This window comes from Parasphingorhabdus sp., from assembly GCF_039939955.1.
Taxonomy (GTDB): domain Bacteria; phylum Pseudomonadota; class Alphaproteobacteria; order Sphingomonadales; family Sphingomonadaceae; genus Parasphingorhabdus.
The window spans coordinates 871,545-886,874 of record NZ_JBDVHS010000005.1 but is presented as its reverse complement, the minus strand read 5'-3'; the positions used below and the strand labels follow the sequence as shown (position 1 = coordinate 886,874).

Below are 15,330 nucleotides of genomic sequence, written 5' to 3'. Positions count from 1 at the left end.
ATCCTATCTTGTCACACACTATCCCATCCACTAGGTCACAATCAGCGCAAGCGGCAAAGGAACGCGAAATAATGGCAGCCAATATTGCTCTTGTCGATGATGACCGCAATATTTTGACATCTGTATCCATAGCGATGCAGGCAGAAGGTTTTGTGACACGCGTCTATTCAGATAGCGAGGCCGCCCTTCATGCTATTTTGGAGAATCCACCTGATCTGGCGGTATTCGACATCAAGATGCCCAAGATGGATGGGCTCGAACTGCTCAGACGAGTGCGCGAAAAATCAAACTTGCCGGTCATATTTCTGACCTCGAAAGATGAAGAGCTGGACGAAGCGCTTGGTCTGGCGATGGGAGCTGACGACTATATAAAGAAGCCATTTTCTCAACGACTGCTTATTGCCCGTGTCAAATCGATCTTGCGACGCACGGAACTCGTCAAATCTTTGGACGAAGGACAGGAGGATTCCGCTGCTGAGCCATTGGTCCGCGGTGACCTCGAGATGGACCCAGCGCGTCATTTGGTTCGCTGGAAGAGAGAAGGTGTAACGCTGACCGTTACCGAATTCATGATCTTGGAGACATTGGCGCACCGGCCTGGCGTCGTCAAAAGCCGGAACCAGTTGATGGATGCCGCTTACCAGGACGATGTCTATGTCGATGACCGCACGATCGATAGCCATATCAAGCGACTCCGCCGCAAATTTCGCGAAGTTGATTCTGAATTTGATGCAATAGATACGCTATACGGAGCCGGATATCGCTACACCGAATAACTGCGAGCAAGACTACGAAAATGGTCTTTCCCTTCGTTGGTCAGCTCGGCTTTCCCTGACCACCCGCATTTTGGCGGTTAATGTCTTGGCTATTGCGCTGCTGGCCGGCGGCTTATTCTATCTCAATAATTATCGTGATCGATTGACCGAAGAGCGCCTAGCGCAAGCAAGAATGCAGCTAACAATCGTTGCCGACGCATTGTCGACCGGAGATAGCGAGCAAAGGAATACGCTCGTCCGACAGTTTTCCGAGCATCTGAGCGCTCGCCTACGTCTATACGATCCCGATGGTACAAAAATTGTAGACAGCTTCACCTTGGCGGAGCCAACATACCAATTTATCGATCCAGAAACGGAACCATTGCGCAAAGATGCAGCCCGCATTCTTGATCGTACAATCGAAAGCTTCGTTTTCAGCAAGAAAATTCCTGATTTCCGCGAACCTTCTCGCGATGTTGCCGACCAATGGCCGGAGCTTGCCTCAACGCAAACTGCAGTTAGTTCCGTCAGTTTTGCTCCGGATCGCACTCCAGTGATCACAGCGGGGAAAGTCCTTCCGGACGGAACGGGTTCTATCCTTCTGACCGCAAATGCACGGGATATCACACGGATCGTGAGAGCTGAGCGGTCCAGCGTATTGATCGTAATTTTATGTGCAGCAGCCGTCTCAATCCTACTCTCACTTTTTCTGGCGCGCACCATCGTTAGACCGATCAGAAAACTGGCAACGGCGGCTTTGCGTGTCCGCATGGGGCGGTCAGATGAAATCGCGATCCCGAGGATGCCGGGGCGCCGAGACGAAATCGGTCAATTAAGCCGGGCACTATCCGATATGAGCGGTGCTTTACGTCACCGCATCAACGCCACTGAGGCATTTGCCGCAGACGTCAGCCATGAAATTAAAAACCCCCTCGCCTCGCTTCGATCAGCTCTGGAGGGCCTCGAACGTGTCGACGATCCAGGTTTGCAAAAACAGCTTCTGGATGTCGCCAATGACGATGTTCGCCGCATTGATCGACTGATCAATGACATTTCCGACGCATCGCGGGTCGATGCTGAATTGGCGCGGGCCCAATTTGATCCCATTGATATCGGCAAAATGCTCGAACAACTGCTCGCAGCTCGCGAACAACGGACCAGCAACCAGGGGGTAAATATAGCTTTTGCCCGCCCGGGTAAGGACGTCGCGAGAGTAATGGGCGATGGCGACCGCCTTGAGCGCGTGTTCAGCAATCTATTAGACAATGCTGTCTCTTTCTCACCGGATGGCGGTCTAGTCGAAATATTGGCAACGCCAGATGGTGATGAAATTATCATACATGTGGAAGATGAGGGACCGGGCATCCATCCGGATCAAAGAGAGCAAGTTTTCCAACGTTTCCACTCTGATCGACCCGATGGAGAGGCCTTTGGAAGGCATAGCGGACTAGGTTTGGCAATCGCCAAAACCATTGTCGAGGGCCATCAGGGAACGATCCGGATATTGGACCGGCCCGGCGGAAAATCCGGTGCATTTTTTGAAGTGCGTCTTCCGAAGGCCACGGGATGACCAAAGCGCCCAGCAACGACGATCAAGGTAACCAGCACGCAACTGCGGTTGCCATTTCGGGCGCAGGTATCATGATTCGTGGCAAATCGGGGTCTGGAAAATCTGACCTAGCGCTGCGGCTGATTGACCGAGGGGCCACGTTGATCAGCGATGATTATGTGGACATCAAGCAGAAAAACCAGAGTCTGATTTTAAGCCCGCCATCCAATCTCGCCGGCAAGATCGAAGTGCGTTCCCTTGGCATAATCGAATGCCCCTACCTTTCCGATATTGAGCTGAGATTGATCATCAATTTGAAAAACAAACCAGACCGTTTTCCTATGGACAGGCAAGCTATGAATTTGCTGGGAATAACCGTTCCATTCTGTACATTGGACGCTATGGAAACGAGCGCAGCAATCAAGGTGGAGTTGGCGTTGCAACGAATAATGCAGGATATAGACGAAGCATGAGCAGTGACTCCATCAAGCGGGTTTTGTTGGTCACCGGCCTGTCTGGGGCCGGAAAGTCGACTGCGTTGAAAACGCTGGAAGATATCGGTTGGGAAACAATCGACAACTTCCCCATCCGACTGGTTGACAGCTTGCTACAAACACCGCCCTCCAGTTCTCGGGGTGACAGCGACCTTCCCCTGGCGATTGGTTTCGATAGCCGGACCAGAGGGTTTGAGCCGGAAAAGTTGTTTAACAGCATCGAACATCTGCAGCAAAATGAGGGCTATCTCATCTCAACGCTCTTCCTCGATTGTACAGGCGGGGAGCTGGAACGACGATATGGAGAAACCCGCCGCCGACACCCGCTGGCCCTTGATCGGCCGGCCAAAGAAGGCATTGCACTGGAACGAACATTGCTCGAACCATTTCGTCGCTGGGCCGGCCATGTAATCGACACCAGCGATCTGACAACCAACGATTTGCAACGCGACATTCGTGACCGTTTCACCCTCGATAAAGATGCGGTTACTACCATCACAATCACGAGCTTCGGTTTCTCCAGGGGCATTCCCAATAATATTGATCTGCTGTTTGACGTTCGTTTCCTCAGCAACCCGTTTTGGGAACCGACGCTCAAACAACTCACCGGTCTTGATCCAGAAGTCGCTGAATATATTAGCAAAGATCCGAGCTATCCAGAGGCGGTCGAGAAAATACTCGATATGCTCACATTCCTTCTTCCCCGCTATCAGGATGCGGGCAAAGCTTACGTCAACGTCGGCATTGGCTGCACAGGCGGACGTCACAGATCGGTACATATTGCCGAGCGACTGAGCAAAGACTTGCGCGGAGCGGGCTTTTCGCCCAATGTCCTACATCGCAATTTGGCCTCTCGGCCATTAGAAGCGCTGGAATCTATGCAAAAATTGAAAGAGAACAGGGGCGTTTAATCAGGATGATTGGATTGGTTCTCGTGACGCACGGACATCTGGCGACAGAATTTGTCATTGCAATGGAACATGTTGTCGGCGCGCAAAAGGCGATTGCAGCGATAGGCATAGGCGCGCGCGATGATATGGAAGAACGCCGTCAGGAAATAGCCGATAGTATCGCAAAAGTGGATTCCGGCGAAGGCGTTATCATTCTAACCGACTTGTTTGGAGGCACGCCTTCCAATCTCGCTATTTCCTTGATGGAAAAAGACAAGGTCGAAGTCATCGCCGGTGTCAATTTGCCGATGCTCATTCGGCTTGATGGTGCCCGCAAATGTATGGATATTGCCTCTGCAATCGCCGCAGCCAAAGAAGCTGGCACAAAATATATCAGCGTTGCCTCCGAGATTCTGGGAACCGATGCGTGAACGAATTTCGCAAAACTGTTGAGATCACCAACAGACGGGGACTGCACGCCAGAGCAAGCGCTAAATTTGTGACCTATGTCAGCAAATTGCCCGACGGATTGGATGTCAAAGTCGCAAAGGATGGCACCGAAGTGACGGGCTCTTCGATCATGGGCTTAATGATGTTGGGCGCGGCAAAAGGTGACAATATTGAGATCATTGTGTCTGGGGACCAAGCAGCAAGTGCTTTGGAGAAACTAACGGGTCTCGTCTTTGATGGCTTCGGCGAAGACTGAAATAATGCGCCATCAAATTACCGGTTTTTCCAATCCGACGATCAAACGTTTAAAAAGCCTGCGGGAAAAGAAACACCGTAAACGCGAGGGCTTGTTCCTCGCCGAAGGCCTCCGGATATTGGCAGAGGCCCTGGACAGCGGAAGAACGCCCAAAATTCTGGTGGTTGTTGAAGATGTAGAATTGCATCCACTGGCTCAGAAAATCGAAGCCGCAACGCTGGCTGCCGGTGGCGACGTCATCGAAACCAGCGAAGCGATCATCGCTAAGCTTTCCGGTAAATCGAACCCGCAGTCAATTGTCGGAATCTATAAAGACCATCCAATCGCATTAGATGAGCTGGATCGGTCCCGATCCAACATCTGGTTGGTGGCGCAAGCGCTCCGCGATCCCGGCAATCTTGGGACAATATTACGGACCGGAGATGCTGTGGGTGCGGGAGGCCTGATCCTCATCGATGATTGTGTTGATCCCTTTTCCGTTGAGACGGTGCGTGCAAGCATGGGAGCCATTTTTACGCAGCAAATCACCCAGACCCGCTGGCAAGATTTTCTATCCTGGTTGCGCAGCGGTCCAGGCGAATTGGTTGGGACCAGCCTCAACACCGAGAATGACTATCAATCGGTGCAATATAAGTCTCCGACGTTCCTGTTGATCGGCAACGAAGCACAGGGACTACCAGAGGAATATGAAGCCGACTGCGATACGCTCGTCAAAATGCCAATGATGGGCAAGGCCGACAGTCTAAACGCCGCCGTTGCGGCCTCGGTCATGGCCTATGAAGTGCTGAACCAAAGCCGCCAGAGATAATTTGGCGTTCTGACCCTCTCTATGTTAGCTTCGCTGCGGAGGGGGATATCATGAAAAATATACTATTATTGTCATCGCTTGCCACATTGGCGCTTACCGGTTGTGCGGAGGAAGCGGCTGAGCCGGTCGTCGTGGACAAACTAGGCGATTATGAAGCCACGGGGACCGAGCCCGGATGGACCGTCGCAATCGGGGACGAGAAAATCGCCTTCACATCGCAAAATGGCAAGGATTTCACACTTGCGGTCGACCGGGCGAAGAAAACCGACTCTGGATGGGAAGTCAGGGGTTTTTCGGACACGGACAATATCAACATTTACATCACCAGCGACACAGAATGTAGCGATGGTATGAGTGATAAAGTCTATGCCGACACCGTAAAGGTCCAGGCAAGCGAAAGCGGCACGCTCGATGGGTGCGGTGGATCCTTTAGCGAAGGGTCGGATGGTCCGGCCTAAACTATTCTACCGGCTGATCGCTAGTTTCGCGATCATCTTCGATCAGTTTGTCCGTCATGTCGTCGCTATAGCGAGGCAGCGCTTCGACTTCCGGCACGGATTCGAGATCTTTTTTGCCCGTTTCGATTTGCAGCTCGGCAAACTTGCGTCCCGTCGCCATGACCTTGCGCTCGAAACTGCCGACAAATTTATTATAATTACCCACTGCGCTGCCAAGGCCAGAACCCATTCGTTTGAGATGTTCTCCGGCAACCGCAAGGCGATCATACATTTCCTTGCCCAATTGCCCAATCTGCTTCGCTTCCGCCGCCATTTTCTCCTGACGCCAGACACCGGCAACCGTCCGCGCTATAGCGACCAGATTGGTCGGGGTCGCAAGCAGCACCTTCTTCTCGAACGCATGGTCCCATAAAGTCGGTTCATGTTCGAGGGCAGCGGCAAGGAAATGCTCCCCTGGAACGAACATGATGACATAGTCCGGCGCATCTTCAAATTGGTCCCAATAGGCTTTTTTCGAAAGCCCATCGATATGCGCTTTCATGCTGTTGCAATGGCGCGCCATAGCAAAGCTACGCGCATCCTCTTCCTCTGCTTCAAAGGCATCCTGATAGTCATTGAGCGAGACCTTAGCATCAATCACCAATTTACGGCCGCCCGGTATGCTGATCACCGCATCTGGGCGCAAACGCCCTTCATCTGTTTCGATGCTCTGCTCGGTGACAAAGTCGGTATGTTCAGACAATCCGCAGGTCTCTAGAACATTTTTAAGCTGCTGCTCTCCCCAACGACCGCGCGATTTTGGCGCATTGCGCAAGGAATTGACCAGACGGGCGGCTTCCTGCTGCACCCTGTCCTGCCCTTGCCGAACCTGTTCGATCGTTGCCGTAATGCCGGCGTAAGATTCAGTTCGCTCTTTCTCGATTTTCGTAATTGAGGCTTCATAAGTCGCCAAACGCTCGTGCACCGGCTGCAAAAGCTTGGCGATCTTCTCTCCACCTTTTTCATTGGCTTGGTCAAAGCGCTGGTCAGCGCGTTCGAGAAACTGACGCTGCGCTGTTTCCAGCATTTTGGAACCAATTTCCGAGAATTGTGACGACAAAGTCTCTTTCGCTTCGATCAATTGCTGCATCTGTTTTTCATGATTGCGGGCATCGGCCTGAAGGGCCGTGAGCTCTGTTCTCGCAACATCGCGCTCATCACGGACGCCGTCGAGTGTGATCCGCAGCGCATCCGTCGCTTCGGCCGCCTCCTTGGCAGTTTGGACCGCGTCTTTCGTTGCTTGCGTAGCATCCTTAACCGGCTTACCACCGACAAACCAGCCAAGCGCTAGCCCCCCCAAGAGAGCAATTACGATAGCGATGAGGGCAATGATTGGATCCAAGACAATCTCTTTCCAGTAAGAACGAAAAGGGAACTTAGAAGCGTTTAGGGTTTTAGGCAATACTCGTCATGCGGGACACCTTGCAGAAGCCAGCGCCTCTGAAACACAATGATTAGGTTGAAAGAAAATATCCCGAAACTCTTTCAGGACGAAAATCTTGCTTAACCCTAGGCAGCTATTCCATGTTCCTTGCGCAGCTTGGCAAGCTTCTTCAGCACCATTTGCCGTTTCAAGCGGGACAGATGGTCTATGAAGAGAATGCCTTCGAGATGATCCATCTCGTGCTGTAAACAGGTCGCAAGCATGCCTTCAATCGGTTCTTCAAATTGCTTGCCGGTTTCATCCTGCCAACGCGCAGTGATCGTCGCGGGCCGCTCCACATCAGCATATTGATCAGGCACCGAAAGACAGCCTTCCTGATAGCTGTTCAAGTCATCGGATGGGTTCAATATCTCTGGATTAATGAAGACGCGCGGATCGTTGATCACACCGTGGTCATGGTCACATTCTTCACCATGGTCGTGGTCGTGCGGAGCCGGTTCCTGCAGATCGATGACCAGCACCCGCTTCGGGACGCCAACCTGAATGGCAGCCAATCCGATACCAGGCGCGTCATACATTGTTTCAAACATATCCGCGATCAACGTTTTGAGCGCATCATCAAACTCGGTGACCGGTTCTGAAACAGTCTTCAGACGTGGGTCGGGAACTTCAAGGATCGGTAAAATAGCCATGCGCCAAATTTAGGGATTTTGCCGACATTCGTCAACCGCCAGCGGCGCTATCCAAAGGTCAAAGAAAAAGGGCCCGCCAAATGAATGGCGAGCCCCTATGATTTTGTCGTCAGATTTTAGAAGCCGATTTTGGCTCCGAGACGGAAAACGCGTCCCAAGGGATTCCCGATGAACGGGTTATAGCCCAGTGGCAACCGCGCCGCAGAGGCTTCTTCATTGGTGAAGTTTTCAACCGAGAATTGCAGTTGAGCATCAAAAGCATCGATCGGCAACTCATAAGCCGCATGTAAGTCATGCTGCATATAACCCGGGATATTCCGACCAAAGTTTGTACCACCGAAATTCGTCACCGCACAGAATGCCAAGTTGTCACATCTCTCGTCACGAACACCCGCGATATAGGTTGCTCCATATCGCAAATTCAGCCCTTCAACATTATAGTTGATGTAGGCATTGGCCCGCCACGGTGAGATTGTACCTGGATTACGTTCAAGATTGGCCAATCCAACCGCACTAAAACCAGGGCGCAACAGATTCCCGTTCAAGTTGAAATCACCAACATCATATTCCAAAATATGGCTAGCATTGACACCTATGGAATAGACACCCGGTCCAATATCCGTCGTGTAACTTGCAGCGAAGTCAAGGCCAGATGTCTTGGTTTTCGGACCGTTGACCCATTGTGTCAGAATACGTGAAATATTCGTACCTTGCGTCGTACCTTGAACGCATGCACCACCATCAAACGTGATCAAAGATGCGAAGGGGTTCGAACAATCGGCGTAACGGATGCCGCTGGCGTCGGGCGCATTAATCACACTGTTGGCGATTGCTTGTCCGTCGGTAGTAGTAATTTCATCTTTGAAATCATAGCTCCAGTAATCCACGGAAAAGTTAAACCCGCCGAAATCAATCACCGCACCGAGATTATAGCTAAAAGCTTTCTCTGGTCCGAGATCCGTTGGGTTACCGGCGATGTCAACTGCCTTATAGTTGCCATTCGCGGCGCTAATAGCGGCGAGAGATGTCACAGCATTTGTAGATACTTGCGCCGCCAATGGGCCACGGAAGGTCGTGCCCGCCGAACCGCGCAATACCAGCCAATCGGTTGGCTCCCAACGAATTGCACCTTTGGGATTAAAGGTGGAGCCAATGGACCCACCATAATCTTCAAAACGTGCAGCAGCTGTGATTTCCAACGTGTCACTGACTGGAATAGCAACCTCGGCAAAAATAGCTTTTACCTCTTGGCTTAATGAAGCCGGCCGTGAACCGCCCAAGAAAATAAAGGAACCTGCTCCGTCCAGACCACCGCCGATGCAACTTTGATCACCCAAAATCACACAAGGGTTAATATCCAAATTGGATTCCGAGCGTAACGGACGAGAACTAAAGTCAAGCTTACGCAATTGTCCACCAGCAGCCCAACCAATGTTGCCACCGCCAAGATCAAGACCGAGTTCACCGGAGAAAATCAAATCGACAACAAAAGTTTCTTCCGTCTCTCTTGGACCATTTGTAACCTGAATAAACTCAACCAGATCAGTCGAATTTTCGTTGCCGGGCACATAGAACGGATTGGTCAATCCCAACGCAGGGTTTCCTGGACCGGCATTGGTAAATGGATTGAACCACTGGCAATCGCCAACGCCGGGCGTTCCAGTAGCCGGATCACAATCAGCACCACCCAAGCCATTGAGCGCATTTTGCAAACGGGAGCCAACAATACCAGGCGAGCTGCGGCTGCGTTCATAGTTCGCCCACGTTACAGACAATTGACCGCGTAACGTATCAGAGAAGTCCTTTTCAAAGGTACCGGAAACTCGATAAGCCTTGTTGTTAGCGGTTTGGCGCCCCGAACCTTTATCGGCGTCTGTAGGATTGCCCAAGAACCCGAAAGGACGCCAGAAAATTGGTAAAATATTGCCGCCCAAAGGTTGTGGCGCACCGGTTTGGGCCAAGAAAACTTGAGCCCCAGGATTGGTGGCCGGAACAACAAAGCCGCCACCCAATCTCGCGCCACCAGGTCCCTGAAGCGGCGGATAACCAGGAGAAGTTCCGATTCTGTCTACATCAGTTTGAGCATAGGTAAACTCGCCATGGAACCGAAATGTATCACTCAGGTCAACGTCAGCCTGGATATAGCCCTGATATCGATCTTCTTCTTCAACCAAGTTATCAAACGGAACAAAGCTAAAGCGACAAATAGGCGGAACCGCGCCAGAAGCTAGTGTAATCGTATCCTCTACACCACCAAGGTCTGCACACCCAACATCGCGAACAAAACTACCAGGTGCTCCCGGAACAACGAAGTTTCCGGGCGTTCCAACGGAGGACCAAGCGGCTGGGTTTACCTCATAAGGTTGAAACCCATAAGACCGATCTGTCGAAGCCAGTTCGGAACGATGCTGCCAACCAAAACCCGCCATGATGTTCATGTCACCAAAATTTTGGCCAACCAAGATCGAGGCAGTGTAATTGCCATCAGACCCTTTGATAAAGTCATAATCGCCTTGCAGTTCTACACCCTCAAAACCAGTTTTGGTTACGAAGTTAGCCACACCCGCGATAGCATCCGAACCATAGGTCGCCGCAGCACCGTCTTTCAGAATCTCTACCCTGTCGAGAGCGAAAAGCGGAATGGAGTTGGTATCACCGAACCCGCCCGCGACGGCGCCGGGAGCAGTCAAAGTCCGTCGGCCATTGAACAACACCAAGGTACGCGTTGGGCCTAGGTTACGAAGGTTGACCGAACCGAAGCCTTGATTGGCCTGTGCGGCGGTCGAGAATTGGTTGGAATCACCTAATACGCTTCCGACTTCCGGAAGATCTTTGATAAATTCTAGTGGTGAGGAAACCCCGTTCTGCGCTAAATCGGCGCTGGTATAAACGTCAACAGGGACCGCTGCATCTTCAGGGGTACCGCGAATATAGGACCCAGTAACGATAATGATATTCTCGTCATCTTCTTCCGGCGCGTCCTGTGCATGGGCCAAGCTTGGGGTAATTCCCATGGCCAATGTCAGAGCGCCCAAGGCACACCGATTGCGTAAAATGGATTTCTTCATCATGCTCTCTCCTGGTTGTCAGTCTTCTTATATTATTGGGGAGGACCGACTTTTATTATTATGTTGTGCAATGTGCCCCTAACACAGTCGCTACGTCAAGAGACTTTAACTGACCGTTTAATTATTTCTCAAAACTCGCTGAATTGGTGGATTCCGAAGATATCAAACGGCCATCATTGATCGCACGGGACAGCAGCTGTTACCATCAAGCCACAAATTTTTATCTTCAATTGCTAACCGAGATTGCATTTCCCAGACAAGATTCGTTCGGCAATCATTCTTGAACAATCGGTCGACGGGAACGCAGTGCCTGCGCCAGCGTTCCTTCATCAAGATAGTCCAGTTCGCCACCAACAGGAATACCGTGGGATAGTTGGCTCAGACGAATCGGATAATTTTCAAGCCGCTCTGCGATATAGTGAGCCGTCGTCTGCCCTTCCAAAGTCGCGTTCATGGCCAGTACGACTTCGTCAATACCGCCCTGCTCCAAGCGTTTGATCAGCTTGTCGATGCCAATGTCTTCGGGACGCACACCGTCGAGTGCCGACAATCGTCCACCCAGCACATGAAATTTCCCAGGAAACAAACGGGATTTATCAAGCGCCCATAGGTCGGACACTTCCTCGACCACGCAAAGAGATTTTTCATCTCGTCTGGGATCAGTGCATATCTGGCAAGGGTCCTGCGTATCGACATTCCCGCAAATTCCGCAGGTAACAAGCTGTTGATCCACTCTTTCCATGGCCGCCAATATTGGTTTCATCGCCGTTTCGGGGCGCTTCAGCAGATATAATACCGCGCGCCGTGCTGAACGCGGGCCAAGGCCGGGAAGCTTGGCGAGGACTTGAACCAGGTTTTCGATCTCTTGCGATGCCATGCATTGACCTTTAGGGACTAAATCCGTCGCCTGCCAAGAGCTTAGCCACATACAAGCGAGAAATTATGCGTTTAGCCTTCATGGGAACTCCGGATTTTGCCGTTCCGGCGCTGCGCGCGCTGTATGATGCAGGGCATGAAATTGTTGCGGTCTATTCGCAGCCGCCCAGACGTGCGGGCCGGGGCAAGAAACTATCGCCCTCGCCTGTTCAGCAACTCGCCGAGAATCTTGAGCTGCTCGTGCGGACGCCGGTCTCATTGAAAGACGAAGACGAACAGACAGCCTTTGCCGCGCTTGATCTGGATGCCGCGATCGTCGCAGCCTATGGCCTGATCTTGCCACAGGCCATTTTGGACGCCCCCCAAATGGGTTGTCTCAATATTCACGGATCACTGCTACCCCGCTGGCGCGGCGCGGCACCGGTGCAACGTGCCATATTGGCTGGCGATACAGAGACCGGAATCACGATCATGCAGATGGAAGCCGGACTGGATACCGGGCCGATGTTGCTCAAGGCAACAACATCCATTGATCATAAAACCGCGGGCGAACTAACAGAGGAATTGGCCGGCACAGGTGCTGATTTGATGATCCAATATCTCACGGCCCCAGCAAAGCATCCGCCAGAACCGCAGGATGATGCGCTGGCAACCTATGCAAAAAAGGTCGACAAACAAGAAGCCCGATTGGATTTCAACGGATCAGCCGAACAGGTCGAACGCCAGATCCGGGCTTACAATCCAAATCCCGGCGCCTTTTTCGAATATCAGGACAATCGATATCGCATCCTCAAGGTAGTAGTTAGTGATACTCAGGGACCGTCGAGCACTATTCTAGACGACCGCCTCCTCATCGGCTGCGAAACAGGCTCTATCCAGCCAGAATTGATTCAAAAAGCGGGCAAACCCGCGATGGCCCTAAAATCGTTCCTCAACGGCACAAAAATTCCCGCAGGAACCATCTTACAATGACTCGTTTTGCACTCACCATAGAATATGATGGTCGCCCGTTCATGGGCTGGCAGCATCAGGATCACGGCCCCAGCGTTCAACAAGCGTTAGAACAGGCCATCCACAAAATCACCGGTCAGACCGTGCGCATCTTTGCGGCGGGCAGAACCGATGCAGGCGTGCATGCTCTAGCGATGCGGGCCCATTTTGACCTGGAAACCAAGCTGAGCGCTTTCCGATTGCGAGAAGGTATTAACGCAGGACTGCGGCCGAACCCGATAGCTGTGCTTGCCTGTGACATTGTCGATGACGAATGGCACGCCCGCTTTGCCTGCATCGGTCGCCGTTATCTGTTCAAAATCACCAATCGCCGTGCGCCATTGACCTTTGATCGCGGTCTAAGCTGGCAGGTTGCGCCCAATCTGGATGTAGAGGCCATGCACAATGCCGCGCAGGTGCTGATCGGTCAGCATGATTTCACTACATTCCGTTCAGTCCATTGTCAGGCACAAAGTCCGATCAAGACACTCGACAGCATATCGGTCACCCGATTTGGTGAGGAAATTGAAGTAGAGGTTTCCGCTCGCTCCTTCCTCCATCACCAGGTCCGCTCAATCGTTGGATGCCTGAAGCTTGTTGGTAGCGGGAAATGGAGCAAGGCGGATCTCGCAAACGCTCTAGCTGCGAAGGACCGAAATGCGCTCGGCTTTAATGCCCCTCCTGATGGCCTCTATTTCGTTGAGGCCCTTTATTCCAAAGAATCAGAGACCGAATAGCCGCTGCAAGCTCTTGTCGAGCATTAACAGTTGCCACAGCAAACGGCTGTTGTCCGAGCGACCAGCGATATGATCATCAGCCACTTTGCGCAGCGACTTTTTATCAAACCAGCCGGTCCGCACCAATGTTCCTCCGCTTGTGATGTCTCGTGCTTTGTCCGCCAGCGGTCCGCGAAACCATTGTGCTATGGGCGTCACAAAACCCATTTTGGGTCGGTATAAAATATCGCTCGGAAGATACTGCTCCATCGATTTCTTGAGGAGATATTTGCCCTGCCCTTTTTGCACCCGCAAATTAGCAGACAGCTTTGCCGCAAAATCCATTAAGCGATAGTCGAGCAAAGGTTCCCGCGCTTCCAACCCGACAGCCATGCTTGTCCGGTCGACCTTGGTCAAAATATCGCCGGGCAACCACATTTTCATGTCCGCATATTGCGCCTGGTCGAGGCCATTTTGCGCCGGCGCATTTTCCATCAAATCTATCATGCGCTGCTCGGCGTAATAATCGCCTAAATCTTGTTGCATATTATCCGAATAGATTTGTCGGCGGCCCGATGGCGTTGTCACGCCAACGGCTTCGGCATAACCTTCTGGTCCTGTTCTCGCCAGCGATAGTAGAGTGGATTTGGCACGGAACGGACGTGGTGCCCAATCCGCCTTGGGATAGACGGAGCCCAGCCAACCCAATACCGGTCCACGGAAGGCTTGTGGTAACAGACCCCTTACCCGTTCTTCGGCATGATGAAACACATGACGACGATAGCCAGCCATAGCCTCGTCCGCTCCATCTCCGGAAAGTGCCACGGTAACGGTCTCCCGTGCTAGCTCACTCACACGATAAGTCGGCAAGGCCGAGGCATCAGCAAAGGGTTCGTCGAAATGATCCGCGAGCGTATCGATCAGGCCAAAATCATCCGAAGCCACTATGCGTTCACGATGATCCGTCTGGAAACGTTCCGCCACACGGCGCGCAAAACTGGTCTCATCTAGCGACTGTTGATCAAAACCAATCGAACATGTCTTGACGGCCCTGCGGCTTTTCTCGGCTATCAGAGCGACCACTGCGCTGCTATCAACGCCACCAGATAGAAATGCGCCCAGCGGCACATCTGCAATCATCCGCGACCCCACGGCCTGTTTCAAAAGCTCAACCAGCTCTTCCTCAAGAACCTTGGCCGATGCCTTATGCCGCTTACTGAAGTCCATATCCCAATATTGTACGGATGCTGGTTCCGGCTTGCCCCGTTCCAGCAACAGATAATGTCCGGCCGCGAGCTTCTTCACGCCCTTCAGCAAGGACGTTTGATCCGGTATATAGCCAAAGGCAAAATAGTCATCGACGGCCGTTATATTGGGATCCCGGCGTAGCAATGGATTGGCAAGCAGAGCCTTTAGCTCCGAACCAAATAATATACTGCCGTTCGATACCGGTGCATAATATAGCGGTTTCACGCCCAGTCGATCGCGGGCGAGAAACAATTGCCGGGTGCGCTGGTCGTAGATAGCGATAGCGAACATCCCGTTCAGCCTTTCTAGGCAATCCACACCCCATTGACGCCAGGCATAGAGAATGACCTCGCTGTCGCTGTTTGTCTGAAACTGATGCCCAAGGCCTTCCAGTTCTGCCCGCACTTCCCGAAAATTATATATTTCGCCATTGAAGCTCAGGACCTGCGCTTCGTCGGGCGTCAGCATTGGCTGCGCACCACCTTCGAGATCGATGATGGAAAGTCTGCGATGCCCAAGCCCTACGCCTGGCGCGGTCCAGATACCGGAGCCGTCCGGCCCGCGATGCGTCAAACTGTCCGTCATCTTCCGTAGACGATCAGGATCAACCGGCTTGGCCGTCTCTAAATGAAAAATGCCTGTAATTCCGCACATATG

Annotated in this window: 15 protein-coding genes; 10 read left to right on the top strand and 5 right to left on the bottom strand. The window is 52.2% G+C overall.

The window, feature by feature from the left end; all coding sequences use genetic code 11:
* Positions 1-71: 71 nt before the first annotated feature.
* Genes ABJG22_RS09460 through ABJG22_RS09425 form a run of 8 tightly spaced genes read left to right on the top strand, consistent with a single transcriptional unit; the run spans position 72 to position 5,660 of the window.
* Positions 72-776: a response regulator transcription factor gene (locus ABJG22_RS09460; RefSeq protein WP_348019982.1), complete on the top strand. Its 705-nt coding sequence runs from the start codon at positions 72-74 to the stop codon at positions 774-776.
* Positions 760-2,325: an ATP-binding protein gene (locus tag ABJG22_RS09455; protein ID WP_348020342.1), complete on the top strand. Its 1,566-nt coding sequence runs from the start codon at positions 760-762 to the stop codon at positions 2,323-2,325. The genes ABJG22_RS09460 and ABJG22_RS09455 overlap by 17 nt, the downstream gene beginning before the upstream one ends.
* Entirely contained in the window at positions 2,322-2,777 is a 456-nt protein-coding gene (locus ABJG22_RS09450) for an HPr kinase/phosphatase C-terminal domain-containing protein (protein WP_348019981.1), read from the top strand. Before ABJG22_RS09455 ends, ABJG22_RS09450 begins: the two co-directional genes overlap by 4 nt.
* A complete protein-coding gene (gene rapZ, locus ABJG22_RS09445; protein WP_348019980.1) occupies positions 2,774-3,709 on the top strand; it encodes an RNase adapter RapZ in 936 nt (311 codons plus the stop codon). Before ABJG22_RS09450 ends, rapZ begins: the two co-directional genes overlap by 4 nt.
* 5 nt (positions 3,710-3,714) lie before the next feature.
* Positions 3,715-4,119 (top strand): PTS sugar transporter subunit IIA, encoded by a 405-nt coding sequence (locus ABJG22_RS09440; RefSeq protein WP_348019979.1) that lies wholly within the window; start codon positions 3,715-3,717, stop codon positions 4,117-4,119.
* Positions 4,116-4,394 carry an HPr family phosphocarrier protein gene (locus ABJG22_RS09435; protein WP_348019978.1) on the top strand — a complete coding sequence of 93 codons (279 nt, stop codon included), beginning with the start codon at positions 4,116-4,118 and terminating at the stop codon, positions 4,392-4,394. Before ABJG22_RS09440 ends, ABJG22_RS09435 begins: the two co-directional genes overlap by 4 nt.
* A 4-nt stretch (positions 4,395-4,398) precedes the next feature.
* Positions 4,399-5,202: an RNA methyltransferase gene (locus tag ABJG22_RS09430; RefSeq protein WP_348019977.1), complete on the top strand. Its 804-nt coding sequence runs from the start codon at positions 4,399-4,401 to the stop codon at positions 5,200-5,202.
* Between the two features lie 50 nt (positions 5,203-5,252).
* Entirely contained in the window at positions 5,253-5,660 is a 408-nt protein-coding gene (locus ABJG22_RS09425) for a hypothetical protein (RefSeq protein WP_348019976.1), read from the top strand.
* Between the two features lies 1 nt (position 5,661).
* Here ABJG22_RS09425 and rmuC read toward each other — a convergent pair whose 3' ends face one another.
* The 4 genes from rmuC to recR form a co-directional block, all read right to left on the bottom strand.
* Entirely contained in the window at positions 5,662-7,041 is a 1,380-nt protein-coding gene (gene rmuC, locus ABJG22_RS09420; protein WP_348019975.1) for a DNA recombination protein RmuC, read from the bottom strand.
* 167 nt (positions 7,042-7,208) lie between these two features.
* Positions 7,209-7,775 (bottom strand): peptide deformylase, encoded by a 567-nt coding sequence (gene def / locus ABJG22_RS09415; protein ID WP_348019974.1) that lies wholly within the window; start codon positions 7,773-7,775, stop codon positions 7,209-7,211.
* A gap of 116 nt (positions 7,776-7,891) precedes the next feature.
* Positions 7,892-10,846: a TonB-dependent receptor gene (locus ABJG22_RS09410; RefSeq protein WP_348019973.1), complete on the bottom strand. Its 2,955-nt coding sequence runs from the start codon at positions 10,844-10,846 to the stop codon at positions 7,892-7,894.
* A gap of 271 nt (positions 10,847-11,117) precedes the next feature.
* A complete protein-coding gene (gene recR / locus ABJG22_RS09405; protein WP_348019972.1) occupies positions 11,118-11,720 on the bottom strand; it encodes a recombination mediator RecR in 603 nt (200 codons plus the stop codon).
* Between the two features lie 65 nt (positions 11,721-11,785).
* On the opposite strand from recR, the gene fmt reads away from it, so the two are divergent.
* Both fmt and truA read left to right on the top strand, forming a co-directional pair.
* Positions 11,786-12,691 (top strand): methionyl-tRNA formyltransferase, encoded by a 906-nt coding sequence (gene fmt / locus ABJG22_RS09400; protein WP_348019971.1) that lies wholly within the window; start codon positions 11,786-11,788, stop codon positions 12,689-12,691.
* On the top strand, positions 12,688-13,446 hold the full coding sequence (gene truA, locus ABJG22_RS09395; RefSeq protein WP_348019970.1) for a tRNA pseudouridine(38-40) synthase TruA: 759 nt from the start codon (positions 12,688-12,690) through the stop codon (positions 13,444-13,446). The genes fmt and truA overlap by 4 nt, the downstream gene beginning before the upstream one ends.
* Here the strand turns inward: truA and ABJG22_RS09390 are convergent.
* Complete coding sequence (locus tag ABJG22_RS09390) at positions 13,432-15,327, bottom strand: XrtA/PEP-CTERM system amidotransferase (RefSeq protein ID WP_348019969.1); 1,896 nt, start codon at positions 15,325-15,327, stop codon at positions 13,432-13,434. The genes truA and ABJG22_RS09390 overlap by 15 nt on opposite strands.
* Between the last annotated feature and the right edge of the window lie 3 nt (positions 15,328-15,330).

What these genes read in the sequence shown, in the direction of transcription:
- ABJG22_RS09460 (WP_348019982.1), top strand. Translation starts at nt 72, where the DNA reads ATGGCAGCCAATATTGCTCTTGTCGATGATGACCGCAATATTTTGACA.
- ABJG22_RS09450 (WP_348019981.1), top strand. Translation starts at nt 2,322, where the DNA reads ATGACCAAAGCGCCCAGCAACGACGATCAAGGTAACCAGCACGCAACT.
- rapZ (WP_348019980.1), top strand. Translation starts at nt 2,774, where the DNA reads ATGAGCAGTGACTCCATCAAGCGGGTTTTGTTGGTCACCGGCCTGTCT.
- ABJG22_RS09440 (WP_348019979.1), top strand. Translation starts at nt 3,715, where the DNA reads ATGATTGGATTGGTTCTCGTGACGCACGGACATCTGGCGACAGAATTT.
- ABJG22_RS09430 (WP_348019977.1), top strand. Translation starts at nt 4,399, where the DNA reads ATGCGCCATCAAATTACCGGTTTTTCCAATCCGACGATCAAACGTTTA.
- ABJG22_RS09425 (WP_348019976.1), top strand. Translation starts at nt 5,253, where the DNA reads ATGAAAAATATACTATTATTGTCATCGCTTGCCACATTGGCGCTTACC.
- def (WP_348019974.1), bottom strand. Translation starts at nt 7,775, where the DNA reads ATGGCTATTTTACCGATCCTTGAAGTTCCCGACCCACGTCTGAAGACT.
- ABJG22_RS09410 (WP_348019973.1), bottom strand. Translation starts at nt 10,846, where the DNA reads ATGATGAAGAAATCCATTTTACGCAATCGGTGTGCCTTGGGCGCTCTG.
- recR (WP_348019972.1), bottom strand. Translation starts at nt 11,720, where the DNA reads ATGGCATCGCAAGAGATCGAAAACCTGGTTCAAGTCCTCGCCAAGCTT.
- fmt (WP_348019971.1), top strand. Translation starts at nt 11,786, where the DNA reads ATGCGTTTAGCCTTCATGGGAACTCCGGATTTTGCCGTTCCGGCGCTG.
- truA (WP_348019970.1), top strand. Translation starts at nt 12,688, where the DNA reads ATGACTCGTTTTGCACTCACCATAGAATATGATGGTCGCCCGTTCATG.
- ABJG22_RS09390 (WP_348019969.1), bottom strand. Translation starts at nt 15,327, where the DNA reads ATGTGCGGAATTACAGGCATTTTTCATTTAGAGACGGCCAAGCCGGTT.